General features: G+C 70.2%; 13 protein-coding genes, 1 other RNA gene and 1 pseudogene. 9 read left to right on the plus strand and 6 right to left on the minus strand.

From position 1 onward, the window contains the following. Nucleotides 1–2 precede the first annotated feature (2 nt). The 7 genes from OG798_RS18620 (at nucleotide 3) to OG798_RS18650 (ending at nucleotide 7422) form a co-directional block, all read left to right on the plus strand. Nucleotides 3–1076, plus strand: a complete 1074-nt coding sequence (locus OG798_RS18620; protein WP_328757334.1) for an MlaD family protein — start codon at nucleotides 3–5, stop codon at nucleotides 1074–1076. Nucleotides 1077–1300: 224 nt separating this feature from the next. After that, nucleotides 1301–2338 (plus strand): MCE family protein, encoded by a 1038-nt coding sequence (locus OG798_RS18625; protein ID WP_443054188.1) that lies wholly within the window; start codon nucleotides 1301–1303, stop codon nucleotides 2336–2338. Next, nucleotides 2335–3459 carry an MCE family protein gene (locus OG798_RS18630; RefSeq protein WP_328757335.1) on the plus strand — a complete coding sequence of 375 codons (1125 nt, stop codon included), beginning with the start codon at nucleotides 2335–2337 and terminating at the stop codon, nucleotides 3457–3459. Before OG798_RS18625 ends, OG798_RS18630 begins: the two co-directional genes overlap by 4 nt. After that, nucleotides 3456–4745, plus strand: coding sequence for an MCE family protein (locus OG798_RS18635; protein WP_328757336.1), 1290 nt, complete (start codon nucleotides 3456–3458; stop codon nucleotides 4743–4745). The genes OG798_RS18630 and OG798_RS18635 overlap by 4 nt, the downstream gene beginning before the upstream one ends. Then, nucleotides 4742–6031 carry an MlaD family protein gene (locus tag OG798_RS18640; protein ID WP_328757337.1) on the plus strand — a complete coding sequence of 430 codons (1290 nt, stop codon included), beginning with the start codon at nucleotides 4742–4744 and terminating at the stop codon, nucleotides 6029–6031. Before OG798_RS18635 ends, OG798_RS18640 begins: the two co-directional genes overlap by 4 nt. Nucleotides 6032–6051: 20 nt before the next feature. Then, nucleotides 6052–6570 (plus strand): hypothetical protein, encoded by a 519-nt coding sequence (locus OG798_RS18645; protein ID WP_267063814.1) that lies wholly within the window; start codon nucleotides 6052–6054, stop codon nucleotides 6568–6570. A 48-nt stretch (nucleotides 6571–6618) separates the two neighbouring features. Then, a complete protein-coding gene (locus tag OG798_RS18650; RefSeq protein ID WP_413253645.1) occupies nucleotides 6619–7422 on the plus strand; it encodes a hypothetical protein in 804 nt (267 codons plus the stop codon). Between the two features lie 134 nt (nucleotides 7423–7556). On the opposite strand, the gene OG798_RS18655 is transcribed toward OG798_RS18650, so the two are convergent. The 5 genes and pseudogenes from OG798_RS18655 to OG798_RS18670 form a co-directional block, all read right to left on the minus strand. Then, nucleotides 7557–8096 (minus strand): AMIN-like domain-containing (lipo)protein, encoded by a 540-nt coding sequence (locus OG798_RS18655; RefSeq protein WP_328757338.1) that lies wholly within the window; start codon nucleotides 8094–8096, stop codon nucleotides 7557–7559. Between the two features lie 214 nt (nucleotides 8097–8310). Beyond that, the gene (locus tag OG798_RS18660) at nucleotides 8311–9126 is read right to left on the minus strand and encodes an SAM-dependent methyltransferase (RefSeq protein ID WP_328757339.1); all 816 of its coding nucleotides are present in this window, start codon (nucleotides 9124–9126) and stop codon (nucleotides 8311–8313) included. A 289-nt stretch (nucleotides 9127–9415) separates the two neighbouring features. After that, an RNA gene (gene rnpB, locus OG798_RS18665) (RNase P RNA component class A) lies at nucleotides 9416–9817 on the minus strand. Between the two features lie 64 nt (nucleotides 9818–9881). Then, a pseudogene (locus OG798_RS56570) lies at nucleotides 9882–10709 on the minus strand (DMT family transporter); the annotation flags it as partial. Nucleotides 10710–10758: 49 nt separating this feature from the next. After that, a complete protein-coding gene (locus OG798_RS18670) occupies nucleotides 10759–11586 on the minus strand; it encodes an AraC family transcriptional regulator (protein ID WP_267061600.1) in 828 nt (275 codons plus the stop codon). Between the two features lie 113 nt (nucleotides 11587–11699). Between OG798_RS18670 and OG798_RS18675 the strand changes: the two genes are divergently transcribed. Continuing rightward, a complete protein-coding gene (locus tag OG798_RS18675) occupies nucleotides 11700–12473 on the plus strand; it encodes a MerR family transcriptional regulator (protein WP_095854977.1) in 774 nt (257 codons plus the stop codon). Continuing rightward, nucleotides 12470–13072: a hypothetical protein gene (locus tag OG798_RS18680; protein ID WP_328757340.1), complete on the plus strand. Its 603-nt coding sequence runs from the start codon at nucleotides 12470–12472 to the stop codon at nucleotides 13070–13072. The genes OG798_RS18675 and OG798_RS18680 overlap by 4 nt, the downstream gene beginning before the upstream one ends. Here the strand turns inward: OG798_RS18680 and OG798_RS18685 are convergent. After that, on the minus strand, nucleotides 13023–14459 hold the full coding sequence (locus OG798_RS18685; protein WP_095854975.1) for an RNB domain-containing ribonuclease: 1437 nt from the start codon (nucleotides 14457–14459) through the stop codon (nucleotides 13023–13025). The two genes, OG798_RS18680 and OG798_RS18685, sit on opposite strands and share 50 nt — an antisense overlap. Nucleotides 14460–14483: the final 24 nt, after the last annotated feature.

Genomic DNA, 14483 nt, shown 5'->3' on the forward strand with positions numbered 1-14483 from the left:
TCATGAAGACCGCGAAGACCGCGAGGACTACGAGGTCCACGAGGACGTCAGGAGCCCGGCAGGCCGCCGCCCCGCTGATCAAGTTCAGCCTCTTCGCCCTGGTGACGATCCTGGCGACGGCCCTGCTCGCCGCCACCATCGTCAACATCTCCTTCACCCCCGAACACACGTACCGAGCGGTGTTCAGCGACGTGACGGGCCTGGAGAAGGGCGACGACATCCGGGTGGCCGGGGTGCGGGTCGGTCAGGTCGAGGGCATCCGGATCAAGGACCGGACGCTGGCGGAGGTCACCTTCACTGTCGGTGAGGACCGGCCGCTGCTGAACAGCACCGGCGCGGTCATCCGCTACCGGAACCTGGTCGGACAGCGTTACGTCGCCCTGACCGAGGGCGCGGGAGACGGCACCCGGCTGAAGCCCGGCGCCACGATTCCGCTGTCGCGCACCCAGCCCGCGCTGGACCTCAACGCGCTGCTGAACGGCTTCAAGCCACTGTTCGCGGCGCTCAGCCCGCAGGACGTCAACCAGCTCGCCACCGAGATCATCCGGACCCTCCAGGGCGAGGGCGGCACCGTCAACAGCCTGCTCGCGCACACGGCTTCGCTCACCACGACGCTGGCCGGCCGCGACAAGCTGATCGGCTCGGTGATCGACAACCTGAACACCGTGCTGGAGACGCTGGACAAGCGCGGCGCCCGTTTCTCCGGGCTGCTCAAGCAGCTGCGTCGGGTGATCTCGGGGCTGTCCGCCGACCGCAAGCCCATCGGGCAGTCCCTGGTGGGGATCGGCGATCTGACGGACGCCACCTCGGGGCTGCTCAAGGACGCGCGTCCGCCCCTGAAGGACGACATCGCCGAGCTGACCGATCTCACCGGAACGCTGAACAAGAACGAGAACACCGTGGAGGGCGTCCTGAAGCGGCTGCCGAACAAGCTCAACGCACTGACGGGGACGGCGTCCTACGGCTCGTGGTTCAACTTCTACCTCTGCGACTTCGACGGCCGGATCGTGCTGCCGAAGACGAAGCAGGTACTCACTCCCGAGCTGCACGTGGCGAGGGCGAGGTGCGGCGCATGACACAGCACTTCCTTCCGCGCGGGACCCGTAAGCGCCGCCCGGAGCCGCTGGTCAAGGTCCGTATCGACCCACCGAAGCTGCCGACAATACGGCTGCTTCCGCGCCGGGCACCTCGCCCCCGCCGCCCGGAACCCCTGGTCAAGGTCCGCATCGACCCGCCCAAGCTCCCGAAGATTCGGCTGCTTCCGCGCCGGGCACCCCGCCCCCGCCGCCCGGAACCCCTGGTGAAAGTCCGCATCGACCCGCCCAAGCTGCCCCGCATACGGATACGCCGCCCGCGCCTCACCCCGTTCCGTGAGCGAAACCCCGTGGTGATCGGAGCCGTCGGTCTCACCTTCCTCGCGCTGCTGACCGTGGCCGCGTTCAACGCCGACAGCCTGCCGCTGATCGGCGGCGGCGAGACGTACAGCGCGGCCTTCTCGGAAGCGGGCGGCCTCAAGCCCGGCGACGAGGTGCGGATCGCCGGCGTCAAGGTCGGCAAGGTCGAGGACGTCGATCTGGACGGTGACCACGTCAAGGTCACCTTCAAGATCAAGGGCGATCCGGGGTTCGGCACCGAGACCGGTGCCTCGATCCGGGTCAAGACGATCCTCGGCGCGAAGTACCTCGCGCTGCATCCCAAGGGACCGGGACAGCTGAAGCCCGGCAGCGAGATACCGCTGAAGAGGACGGTTCCGGCGTACGACGTCGTGCAGGCGTTCAGCGACCTCACCACCACGACGGAGAAGGTCGACACCGACCAGTTGGCGAAGGCCCTGGACACCATCTCCACCACGTTCCAGGACTCGCCCGCCGAGGTACGGGCATCCATCAAGGGCCTGTCGAAGATCTCCCGTACGGTCGCCTCGCGCGACAAGGCGCTGGGCGAACTCCTCGACCACGCGAACGGTGTCACGGGCGTACTGGCCGAGCACTCCGAGGACTTCGCCGCGCTGGTCAAGGACGGCGATCAGCTGTTCAAGGAGATCAGCAAGCGGCGCGAGGCGATCCACAAACTGCTGAAGACCTCCGCCGCGCTCGGCATCGAGCTCTCCGGCCTGGTCGAGGACAACGACAAGGAGATCGGGCCCGCGCTCAAGGGCCTGAACACCGTGGTGCGGATGCTCGAACGGAACCAATCCAGCCTCGACCGGAGCGTCAAGCTGCTCGCGCCCTACGTCCGGGTCTTCAGCAACGCCCTCGGCAACGGCCGCTGGTTCGACAGCTACGTCCAGAACCTGGTCGCCGCTCCAGTGGTGCCGCGCACGGGAGGCACCCGGTGAAGAACCTGAAGAAGCGCGTGGCCGTGGTCACCGCACTCGCCCTCGTCGCCGCGCTCACCTACGTGCTGTGGCCGCGCTCCGAGTCCGTGCACGTCACCGCGTACTTCCCGCGCACCGTCGGCATCTACCCCGGCTCGGACGTCCGCGTCCTCGGCGTCCGGATCGGCGAGGTCGAGAAGATCACGCCGGAGGGCGACCGGGTGCGGGTGGAGCTGAAGTACGACGAAGGCCGCAAGGTGCCGGCGGACGCCAAGGCCGCCGTCATCAACTCCTCGGTGGTCAGCGACCGTTACGTACAACTGCTGCCGGTGTACCGAACGGGCCCGGTACTGCGGAACGGCGCCGTCATCCCCGAGACGCGGACGGCCGTACCGGTCGAACTGGACCGCGTCTTCGACAGCCTGCACACGACGGCCGACGCGCTCGGTCCCCAGGGCGCCAACAAGGACGGCTCGCTGTCGCGGCTGCTCGGGGTGAGCGCGGACAACCTCGACGGCCAGGGCGAGAACCTCAACCAGACGGTCGAGGACCTCTCGAAGGCCGTCACCACGCTGTCCGACGGCCGCACGGACCTGTTCGGCACGGTACGGAACCTGCAGGTGTTCACGGCTGCGCTGGCCGCCGACGACAAGAGCGTGCGGTCCTTCAACACCAGCCTCGCCGAGGTCGCAGGACAGCTCGCGGGCGAGCGCAAGGACCTCGCGGACGCACTCAAGAACCTGGGGACGGCGCTCGGCGACGTGTCCGCCTTCGTGAAGAAGAACAAGAAGTCGCTGACCTCGAACGTGCAGGGCCTCAGCAAGGTGACCAAGGTGCTCGTCACCCAACGGGCCGCGCTGGCCGAGCTGTTGCAGGTCGCTCCCACGGGTCTGTCGAACCTGAACGACGCCTACAACCCGTCCTCGGGCACCCTCGACACCCGCAACAACGCGCAGCAGGCACAGGATCCGGCCTCGCTGCTGTGCTCCGTACTGAGGACGACCGGCGACGAAGGCGGCAAGAACCCCGACTGCAAGGAGCTCAAAGACCTCTTCGACTCCCTGCCGAAGGTGCCTCAGGGCTCCGCGGTGACGGGAACGGTCGACCGGACGCTCGGCGGAATTCTGGGGGCGAGCGCATGAGCGCACTGCGCAAGGTCGGGGCGGTCGCGTGGGCCGCGGTCGGCTCGCTGCTGCTGTCCGGCTGCGAGTTCAACGGCTGGTACGACGTCCAGCTGCCCGGCGGAGCCGCCGCCGACGGCCACGCATACCACGTCACCGTCGAGTTCCGCGACGTCCTCGACCTGGTGCCGCAGTCGGCGGTGAAGGTCAACAACGTCACCGTGGGCGCGGTCGAGAAGGTCGAACTGGACGGCTGGCACGCGCGCGTACGGCTGCGGGTCGCCGACTCGGTGAAGCTGCCCGCCAACGCGGTCGCCGAGCTGCGGCAGACCAGCATGCTCGGCGAGAAGTACGTCGCGCTCTCCGCCCCGACCGGCACGGCCCCCACGGGCCGGCTCGGCGACGGCGACCGCGTCCCGCTGTCCCGCAGCGGCCGCAACCCGGAGATCGAGGAGGTGCTCTCCGCGCTCTCCGCGCTCCTCAACGGCGGCGGGGTGGCCCAGCTCAAGACGATCACCGTGGAACTGAACAAGGCCCTGGACGGCCGGGAGAACCGGGTCAGATCGCTGCTCAAGGAGCTGAACACCTTCATCGGCGGCCTGGACGACCAGCGGAAGGACATCGTCCACGCCCTCGAGGCCGTAGACCGGCTCGCGGGGCGGCTCGGCAAAGAGAAGAAGACGATCGCCCAGGCCGTGGACACGATGCCACCTGCCCTGAAGGTCCTGGCCGACCAGCGGCGCGATCTGACGAGGATGCTCACCGCCCTGTCGAAGCTGGGCAAGACGGGCACCAAGGTGGTCAACGCCTCGCACGACGACACGGTCGCGAACCTCGAACAGCTGCGGCCGATCCTGCAGCAGCTGAACAAGGCGGGCGACGATCTGCCCAACTCCCTTGAACTGCTGACCACTTACCCGTTCCCGCGCAACGCGGTGGACGCCGTCAAGGGGGACTACGTCAACCTCGACATCACGGCCGACCTCGATCTGTCGGACCTCTACGGAAACCTGACGGACGGCAACTCCGGCCGGGGCAAGGGCGATTCCCAGAAGCCCGGCACTCCCGACGTACCGGATCTCCCCGATCTCCCCGGTCTCCCCGATCTGCCGAGCGTGCCGACGCCCACGGCGCTGCCGAGCGCACCGAGCCTGCCGTCGTCCCCCTCGGTGCCGTCGGGCCCGTCGGGCGGGGGCGGGCCGCTGTGCCCGCCGGTGTGCACCAGTAGCTACACCACCCAAGGCGGGCTGCCCGAGGGGATAAACCTCGCGCTCGCGGAGCTGATGCTGAAGGGGGTTCAGCCGTGATCACCCGTACGGTCAAGGCCCAGTTGCTCGCCTTCGCCACCATCACCGCCGTCGGGGTGTCGTACGTCGGCGCCGAGTACACGGGCCTGGTGGACGACGTCCTGGGCCGCGGCTACACCGTGCAAGCGGACTTCGCCGACTCCGGGGGCATCTTCCCCGGCGCCGAGGTCACCTACCGCGGTGTGCCGGTGGGTCGCGTCGGCGCGCTGCGGCTGACCGGCTCCGACGGCGTCTCGGTCGCTCTCGACATCAAGGACGGCGCGCCACGCATCCCGGCGGACACCCTCGCCGTGGTGGCGAACCGTTCGGCGGTGGGCGAGCAGTACGTAGATCTACAGCCACGTACTTCGCATGGCCCGTACCTCCTCGACGGCAGCGCCATCCCGCGCGGCAGCACCCGCGTGCCGCTGCCCACGACGGACCTGGTCCTGAGCCTGGACCGGCTGGTGAACTCGGTCGGCAAGGACGATCTACGGGTCACCGTGGACGAGTTGGGCAAGGCCTTCTCGGGCACCGGCCCGAATCTGAGCCGACTGGTGGACTCGGGCAACGCGCTCGTGGAGTCGGCCTCCGAGTCACTCCCCCAGACGATCTCGCTGATCGATGACTCGCGAAAGGTGCTCAAGACGCAGTCCGACCAGGGCTCGTCCATCAAGTCGTTCGCCCACGACCTGGCGGCTCTCACGGCACAGCTGAAGTCGAGCGACGGAGACCTGCGCAAGCTGATCGGCAACGCGACACCGGCCGCGCAGCAGGTGAACTCGCTGCTGAAGAACATCTCACCGCGACTGTCGGTCCTGCTGGCCAATCTGATCAGCGGCGGCCAGGTCACGCTGGCCAACCTGCCCGGCGTGGAACAGTCCCTGGTCACCTTCCCGGCACTGGTCGCGGGCAGCTACACGGTCGTCCCGGGCGACGGCACCACCCACTTCGGCCTGGTGGTGAACGCCGACGACCCGCCGCCGTGCACCCAGGGATACGGGACAACGCGGCGCGACCCCTCGGACACCAGCACGCGCGAGGCGAACACCGACGCGCGCTGCACGGCCCCGCGCGGAAGCAAGACGTCGGTACGGGGCGCGCAGAACGCCCCCGGCGCGTCGACCACGTCCGGCGGCGCGAACCAAACGGCGTACGTGACGCCGTACATCACGCCTTACGACCCGGAGACCGGCACCGCGACCGGCCCGGACGGAAGGCCCGTCGAGATCGGCTCGACGGGCGGCCAACAGGCGGTGTTCGGAAGGGAGTCGTGGCAATGGCTGCTAGTCGAGCCGATGGCATGAGCGGGACCATGAACAGGACCATGAGCGTGGCCGTGTCGGGGTCGGGGTCGGGCAGGGCGTGGTCGGGCAGGACGTGGTCGGTGGGGCTCGCCGTGGCGACCGTCCTCACGACGGCGCTGACGATCTGGCTGAGCCTTGGGCTCTACGACCAGCACGACAGGGCGCAGCGGCGCCAGGACATCCTGACCGCGGCCCGCCAGTCGGCGCTGAACTTCACCTCGCTCGACTACCGGCACTACGACAGGGACAGCGCGAACGTCCTCCAGGGCGCCACCGGCGACTTCAAGAAGCAGTTCGCCGCGCAGACCGAGCAGCTGACCAAGCTCGTCGCCGCGAACGAGTCCGTGTCCGAGGGCCAGATCCTCGACGCGGGCATCGTCCGCTCCGACGAGCACTCGGCCCGCGTCCTGGTGGTCGCCGACAGCAAGGTGACCAACACCGCCGCCCCCAAGGGTGAGTCGCGCACCTACCGCCTACAGCTCGACCTGGTGCACCGAAACGGCCGCTGGCTGACCTCCGACGTCGAGTTCGTCGGCTGACCGCTCCCTCCCCGCCATACGACCCATGAGGACATGAGGAGTAAGACCGTGGCGAAGACGACCACCCGAAGCCGCGGCTCCGGATCCGGATCCGGCACCCGGCACACCATGACCGCGGCCGCCCGCGCGGCGGCCAAGCGCGCGGAGCGCGGCCACCTCGAACCGGACCCGGCGTCCACCGACGAGGTGGCCCCGGGACGGCCCGAAGCACCGACCGCCGGCCGCACCGTGCTCATCGAGGCCCCCGATGAGGACGGCTGGAACGACCCGCCCGAGCCCTCACCGGAGTGCTTCGAGGAGGACTCACCGCAGGAGGAGGGCGAGCCCGGCCCCGGTACGGCTACGCGGCACGGTCGGCGGCGGCTGCTCACCGCCGCCCTGTGTGTCCTGCTCCTGGCGGGCCTGATCGCGGCCACCGTGCTCGGGTGGCGCTACCGGGAGGGCGTGCGGGCCGAACAGGCACGCGGTCAGGCACTCGCGGCCGCACGCCAGGCGGCGCCAGTCGTGCTGTCGTACGACTACAGGCACCTGGACCGCGACTTCGCCGCGGCCCGCGCCCGGCTCACCGGGCACTTCCGCGACGAGTACCGGAAGACCACCACGACGGTGGTCGGGCCGACGGCCAGGAAGTACCACGGGGTGGTGAAGGCCACGGTGGCGCAGCCCACCGGCGGCTCCCCGGCGGCCTCCGTGATCTCGGCCTCGGCCGACCGGGCCGTGGTCCTCCTCTTCGTCAACCAGGTGACCACGAGCACCCAGGTCTCGGGCTCCCGCGTGGACCTGAACCGGGTGCGGATGACGGTGGCCCTTACGTCCGACGGCTGGAGGGTGAGCGGGGTCGACGCGCTCTGACATCTGCCCCTTCCGGGGGCTGGAAGGCCCCGATCGCGGACACCGCCTGCCCGGCCTGGTCGGCGTAGGCGCGGGCATCGACGCATTCGACGTACCGCTCGACAAGAGGCGGGCGTACCCCCGGCCGTACGGGATCACCAGGTGTGCGCCACGTCCACTACGAGATGGTTGGCCGTCTGGAAGACCCGGAACGGCAGCCGGGCGCGCACGCCCAGTCCGGCCTGGGTGTAGCCCTCGGAGCCACCTGTGAACTTGAACTCCCGGAAGGTCCGGTACCCGGTGACGTTGACGGACGGAAGCGGCGGGTAGGGCTGTCCGGTCGCCGGGTCGTAGCGCGGGGAGAACAGCGAGATCTCCAGAATGGCTCCGCCCTTGATCGGAACCACGACGTCGCTCGGGTCCTGGTGCAGTACGTCGACGTAGCGGACCGTGTAGCCGATCGGGTCGGCCGCCGTCCCCTGGGCGTCGAAGACCAGACGGTCGAAGCACTCGTGCTGTCCGGCCCTCACGTCGACCAGTCGCCTGGAGGCAACGGAGTCACCGGTCTTGTCCAGGCTCCCCCACGTCACGGCGCAGTCCACGGCCGTCGGCGCGGCCACCGCCGGAACCGTGCCGGCCAACAGACCGCCGCCCGCCAGCATCATCGCGGCCAGTGCAGTACCTATCCGTCGCATGACTACCCCCCGGTAGCTCGCGTAGGTGTGTGTCTGTTCAGACCGGCGGCCTTCCGGAAGGTTGTGCACAGTGGAGTAGCCCATTGCGGCGCAGGGGCCCTTCCAGCACCAACTGCCCCGCGAGACCACAGCGCTTTCCGCGTGCACCGCAGCCTGACGCCTCCGGCAAGGCCGCCCCGTTACCGTCGGCCTGACCGCCGCGCCACTCCTGTCGTTACGGCTTACGCGCAAGTCCACCGTGCTCGGCGATGACCTCCGGGACGTCCGAACCGGGCTCCGGACGCCACTCCGTCACCGAGACGACACCGGGCTCGACAAGCTCCAGACCGTCGAAGAACGCGGTGATCTCATCAATGGAACGCAGGTTGTACGGAACGGCGCCGCTGTTGTTGTAGGCGTCCTGGGCCTGCTCGAAGACCGGGTCGATGCCGCGCGACCCGTCATTGATGGAGAGGTAACTCCCCGAGGGCAGGGCTTCCATCAGCCGGGTGACGATGGAACGGGCCTGATCGTAGTCGGCGACATGGCCCAGGATGTTGCTGAGGATGAGCGCGGTAGGACGACCGAAGTCCAGCGTCTTGGCGGCGACTTCAAGAATGCGGTCCGGGTCCGTCACGTTGGCGTCGATGTAGGCGGTCGCGCCCTCCTCGGTGGAGTACAGCAGGGCGCGGGCGTGGGCGAGCACCATCGGATCGTTGTCGACGTAGACGATCCGCGCCTCGGGAGCGAGCCCCTGGGCGACCTCGTGGGTGTTCTGCGCGGTCGGAAGGCCGGTGCCGACGTCCAGGAACTGCCGGATACCCGCCTCGGAGACGAGATACGCGATGTTGCGACGCAGGAAGGCGCGGCTGGAGCGGGCGATGGTGACGATCCCGGGAAAGACCTCGGTGTACGCGTCACCGGCCGCCTCGTCGACGGGGTAGTTGTCCTTGCCGCCCAGCCAGTAGTTCCAGATACGGGCGGAGTGCGGCACCGACGTGTCGATCTTCTGCTGCTCCGCCGGCTCGGGCGTCGTCACAGGGTCGCTCATGATTCGTGTACGTCCTTCAACCGGGGCGAGGATCATTCGCGGCACATCCTACGAACGAACTCCCCTTCCTGGCCCACTAGTTCATGTATTCCGACTGGTGTGCTGGTCGTGGGACGGGCTGACATCCACGCATCGCTCCCGGCACTCGGCCGCAACTCCTGGATGCGCGCCTGCCGGACTACTCCGGGTCAGATCCGGCCATCGCTGTGCGCGAGACCGACAGGGTCCCTGAACCGTTCCGGGATCGGTGAGACTCCGGACTGCCCCTCCAGTGCGAAAATAAAGACAGCAGACGAGTCGGGCTGTACGCCGGGTTCTGTCGCCCGGGCGCCTCGCGGCGGCCGGGGAGACGGCCATCCATCTAGGGCCGGTGTTGCCACCGGCCTCGTGCGGTCTACCCGCGGACTCGGGCGGGCAGCCCTCGATCGTCCGCGCAGAAACACCGAGGTGTTTCCTTTTGACCTTGCTCCAGGTGGGGTTTACCTAGCCGCCTGAGTCACCTCAGGCGCTGGTGGTCTCTTACACCACCGTTTCACCCTTACCGAGGACCGAGGTCCCCGGCGGTCTGTTTTCTGTGGCACTGTCCCGCGGGTCACCCCGGGTGGCCGTTAGCCACCACCTTGCCCTGTGGAGCCCGGACGTTCCTCGGGAAGGTCCACAAGGACCTCCACGCGGCCGTCCGCCCGGCTCGTCTGCCGTGTGGACCATGGTACCGGGCGTGGGGTGCGCCTCGGGCCAGCCGTGGCGAGCACAGAGCCGGCCAGGATGAGAGCGAACGCGGCGAGGACGCCGGGGGTCAGGCTCTCGTCCAGGAAGGCGGCGCCCGCGGCGACGGCGACCGCCGGGTTGACGTACGTGATCACCGTCGCCCGTGTCGGGCCCGCCTCCTTGATCAGTTCCAGGAAGGCCACGAAGGCGACCGCGGTGCAGATGACGCCGAGGCCGGCGAGGGCGGCCAGGATCTGCGGGGAAGGGAGCCCGGAGGGGCGGGTGGCGGCTGCCGCGGGGGCGTAGACCAGGGCTGCCAGGGTCAGGCAGGCGGCCGTGAGGTGGAGCGAGGGGACGTTCTTGAGGTGGCGGGCGACTATGACGGGGGCGGTCGCGTAGCCGATCACCGTCAGCAGTACCTCGGCGAGTGAGCGGGCGTCGCCGCCGGTCAGGTGCGGGACGGTGAGGACCGCGACGCCGGACAGGCCGAGGGCCAGGCCCGCCACGCGGCGGGCGCCCAGGCGTTCCGTGTCGCCGAAGAGGCGGGCCGAGGCCACACCCACGATCGGTACGCCCGCGATCAGCAGGCCCGCCGTGGAGCTGGACAGGTGGCGCTCGGCGTCCGTGAGGGTCCACCAAGGGATCATTATCTCGATGCACGCGAAGGCCAGCATCGGACGCCAGTACGTTCGTACCGTCCGAGTAAGGCCCCCTTGGCGGATCGCGAAGGGGAGCAGCAACGCCGCGCCCACCGCGCAGCGCGTGAACACCACCGTCGACGGGGACACACCGTCCACCGCCACTTTGATCATCAGGTAGGGGATGCCCCAGACCACTCCCATCAGGGAGAACAGGAACCAGCCGCGTGCAGTCATGGGGGGAGTTTCGGCTGCCGCGGGGTCAGGTGTCTTGAACGCTGTTGCGCTACGCCGTCGGCGACACGCTCGTCCGGTACGCCGCCGGTGTCACCCCGAGCACCCTGCGGAACCAGCGCGTCAGGTGCGCCTGGTCCGCGAAGCCGACGAGCGGGGCGACCTCGGCGGGGCGCAGGCCGCTCTCCAGCAGGGCGCGGGCCCGGTTCACCCGGTACTGGGCCAGCCAGGCGTACGGCGGTATGCCCATCGTCGTACGGAAGGCGCGCAGGAGCTGGTAGCGGGAGAGGCCCAGGTCGGTGGCGAGGGAGGCGAGTGACGGGGGTGCCTGGAGTTCGTCGGCGAGGCGGTCGCGTACGGCGTGGGCTATGTGGGCCGCTCCCGGGACCGTGTCGCACGCCGGGCGGGCCGTGGAGTGGCGACGGGCGAGGGCGGCCAGCAGCCAGGGGAGGCGGGACTCGGCCTCCAGGGGGTCGGGGCAGGCGCTCAGGTCCGTGTGGGCGGTGCGCAGGGCGGCGGCCAGTTCGGGGTCGTCGAGGACGGGGTCCCGGAAGTGCGGGGGGCTGCCCAGGATTCCCTCGGTGAGCAGGGAAGGCTCGGCGTACAGGGCCCGGTAGGCGTAGCCGTCGCAAGCGGCGGGGCCGCCGGTGTGCATCTCGCCCGGGGCCAGGACGACGATCGAGCCGGGGCCGGTGCGGATGCGGCCGCCCCGGTAGTCGATGATCTCGGAGCCGCCGACGCAGACTCCGATGGTGAACTCGTCGTGGGCGTGCGGTGCGTAGCGGTGCTGGTCGAAGTGTGCGGTCAGCAGGTCGAGGGGCGGACCGTCATGGCCGAGAGTGGCCCGGGTCCAGTGAGCCTCTTCACGTCGTGCCCCCATGGCCGCCTCCCCGGTCGTCTCGTCAGGGGTGCAACGCCGGCGGCCCGCGTTTTCATGCCGCCGAGGACCTCCTCGCTTGACCTTGCCGCAACGTCAACGTTTCTACTGAGGGCATGAGGATCGGAGAACTCGCCGTCACCGTCGGTGTCACCACGCGGACGGTACGGCATTACCACCATCTCGGGCTGTTGCCGGAGCCCGAGCGGCGCCCCAACGGCTACCGGGACTACACGCTGCGGCACGCCGTCGTGCTCGCCCGGATCCGGCGGCTGACCGAGCTGGGACTGGGGCTCACCGAGGTGCGGGACGTGCTCGCGGACGACGCGGGGCGCGATCTCGCCGAGGTGCTCGAGGAGCTCGACGCCGATCTCGCCCGGCAGGAGGCGGCGATCCGGGAGCGGCGGGACCGGCTGCGCGCCCTGCTGGACCGGGAGGGGGACCTGCCCGCCGAGGGCCCCGTCTCTCCCGAACTGGCCGCGCTGCTCACGGGGATGGCGCACGGTCCCGAGTCCCCCATGGCCGCCAGGGACCGCGAGGTGCTCGCTCTGATCGACACCGTGGCCTCGCCCGAGAGCCGGCAGCGGCTGATGGCGGCGCTGGGCAGCGCCTTCGAGACGCCCGCCGCCGTGGCACGGGCGCACGAGGTGTACGCGCTCCTCGACGCGCTCGCCGACGCCGACCTCGACGACGCCGACGCCGACGACCCGCGCGTGGACGAGGCGGCCCGGGCACTCGCCGACTGCCTGCCCGATTCCCTGCTCCCGGAGACCGACCTCGCGCCCGGCCTCGACGACAGCTTTCTGCGCGCCCTCTACGCCGACGTCGCCCCGGCCCAGGCGGAGGCGATCCGGCGGGCGATGCGGATGTTCACGGAGCGTGGGCGATGAGGATCGCGCGCGCCCTCGTACGGCATGAACTGCGCCTGTTCGCGAGCCTGTCGCTGTGGGTGACCCGGCGGACGCACGGCACGGGCGACGGCCGCCCCTTCGGTTACGCGCGGGGCCAGGGCGCCATGATGTGGGGGCTCGCCTTCGTGTGCGTCGTCGAGACGGCCGGGATGGCGGTGCTGCTGCGCGGATGGCCGGCCGTCCACGCGGTCGTTCTCGTCCTCGACGTCTACACCGTGCTGATGGTCGTCGGCGTGCACGCGGCCTGTGTGACGCGGCCGCACATCCTCGACTCCACGCACGTGCGCGTCCGCAACCGCGCGCACGTGGATCTGCGGATACCCCTGGCGGACATCGCGGTGGTGCGCCGCGAGCTGCGCACCACGCACGAGCGCGCCGAGGGCGAACTGAACCTCGCCGTGGGCGCCCAGACCGACGTGACCCTCGAACTGGCAACCCCTGTACCGCACTTCACCTTCCTGGGCCGGGAACGTCACATCCGTCTCGTACGGCTGCACGCGGACGACCCCGACGAACTCGCGCGGGCCCTCACGCGGGCGCGAACCGTACCTTCGCCGTCACCAGGTCGGCCTGGGTGAGGCGGACCCGCAACCGCTCCCCCAGCGGCAGCGTCCCGGTGCCGCCCTCGATGCGGGCGACGACCGCGGGGGATTCCAACTGGACGGTTCCGACGGTGGGTTGACGCTCCATCACGTCCACGACACATCCGTCGAAGATGTCCCCGACCCGGTCCTTGAGGAGCGCGGCCTCGACGATGTCGACGCACTCGCGTTCCACGGTGCCCGCGCGTCGGGAGCCCTCGGCCATCTCCTTGGGGAGCGTGTCGAGGGCGGTGAGGACCCAGTCGGGGGGTGGTTCGTCCGCGGCGGCGGCCAGGCAGAGTTCCGAGGCGTAGCGGTCGACGAGACGGCGCAGGGGGGCCGTGCAGTGGGCGTAGGGCGCGGCCACGGCGGCGTGCGAGGTGACGTCCGGGAGGGCGCCGCCCCGGAACACCGTGTAGCCCGCGCCGCGCAGCAGCGTCGTGCACTCCTGGAGGAAGGCCGCGTGGCGCGGCAGGTGGGGGTCGAGGGAGCGGACGAGCCGCGCGTACGAGACGTGGTGCGGCCAGTCGATGTGCAGGGCCCTGGCCGTGCGGCGAAGGCGGCCGACCGCGCCGTCGGGGGCGGCGGGCAGCGTGCGCAGCACGCCGGTGCCGTACGCGAGCATCAGGTCGGCCGCCGCCATCCCGGTGAGCAGGGAGATCTGCGCGTTCCAGGCGTCGGCGGGGAGCGGGGCGCGGTAGACGAGTTCGTACGTCCCGTCCTTCTCGATGATCTCCTGCTCGGGGACGTTGAGGGAGATCCCGCCGCGCTCCACCTCCAGACGCTCGCGCAGCGTCCCGATCTCCTTGAGGAGGGCGAGCGGCTCCTCCGCCGTGCCCTCGTCGATCCACTTCTGTACGTGCGCGTAGTCGAGCTTGGCGCGGCTGCGGACGAGGGCCCGGCGCACGCCGACACCCTCCGTGCGGCCGTCCGCGTCCAGGTCGATCGTCCAGAGCACGGCCGGGCGGGTCTGGTCGGGCAGGAGGCTCGCGGTGCCTTCGGAGAGCCGGGTCGGATGGAGGGGGACCTTCTCGTCCGGGAAGTAGAGGGTCGTCACGCGGCGGTGTGCCTCGGCGTCCAGGGCGCCCCCGGGAGCGACGAAGGCGGCGACGTCGGCGATCGCGTACCGGACGCGGTAGCCGCGGCCGTTCTCTCGGCGGGACAGGTGCATCGCCTGATCGAGGTCGGTGGACGTCGGCGGGTCGATGGTGAGGAAGGGGATGTCCGTCGCGTCGTAGGGGGGCAGGCGGGGTGGCCGGGCGGCCTCCTCCAGTACGCCGGGCGGGAAGCTCCCGGGCACACCGAGACCGGTCCGCAGGGCGGACAGGGCGGCCTGCAGAGGAGCCCCCGGTACGCAGGTGGCGCGGATGTGGCGGCACGGCATGCGTCGAGCGTAGGTCGCGCGCAC

The sequence above is a fragment of the Streptomyces sp. NBC_00271 genome (genome assembly GCF_036178845.1).
In the GTDB taxonomy this organism is placed as follows: domain Bacteria; phylum Actinomycetota; class Actinomycetes; order Streptomycetales; family Streptomycetaceae; genus Streptomyces.

Bases quoted from the DNA above. Each gene is read 5' to 3' on its own strand.
- OG798_RS18685 (WP_095854975.1), bottom strand. From the start codon at position 14,459: ATGCCGTGCCGCCACATCCGCGCCACCTGCGTACCGGGGGCTCCTCTG.
- OG798_RS18675 (WP_095854977.1), top strand. From the start codon at position 11,700: ATGAGGATCGGAGAACTCGCCGTCACCGTCGGTGTCACCACGCGGACG.
- OG798_RS18670 (WP_267061600.1), bottom strand. From the start codon at position 11,586: ATGGGGGCACGACGTGAAGAGGCTCACTGGACCCGGGCCACTCTCGGC.
- OG798_RS18635 (WP_328757336.1), top strand. From the start codon at position 3,456: ATGAGCGCACTGCGCAAGGTCGGGGCGGTCGCGTGGGCCGCGGTCGGC.
- OG798_RS18620 (WP_328757334.1), top strand. From the start codon at position 3: ATGAAGACCGCGAAGACCGCGAGGACTACGAGGTCCACGAGGACGTCA.
- OG798_RS18645 (WP_267063814.1), top strand. From the start codon at position 6,052: ATGAGCGTGGCCGTGTCGGGGTCGGGGTCGGGCAGGGCGTGGTCGGGC.
- OG798_RS18680 (WP_328757340.1), top strand. From the start codon at position 12,470: ATGAGGATCGCGCGCGCCCTCGTACGGCATGAACTGCGCCTGTTCGCG.
- OG798_RS18660 (WP_328757339.1), bottom strand. From the start codon at position 9,126: ATGAGCGACCCTGTGACGACGCCCGAGCCGGCGGAGCAGCAGAAGATC.
- OG798_RS18655 (WP_328757338.1), bottom strand. From the start codon at position 8,096: ATGCGACGGATAGGTACTGCACTGGCCGCGATGATGCTGGCGGGCGGC.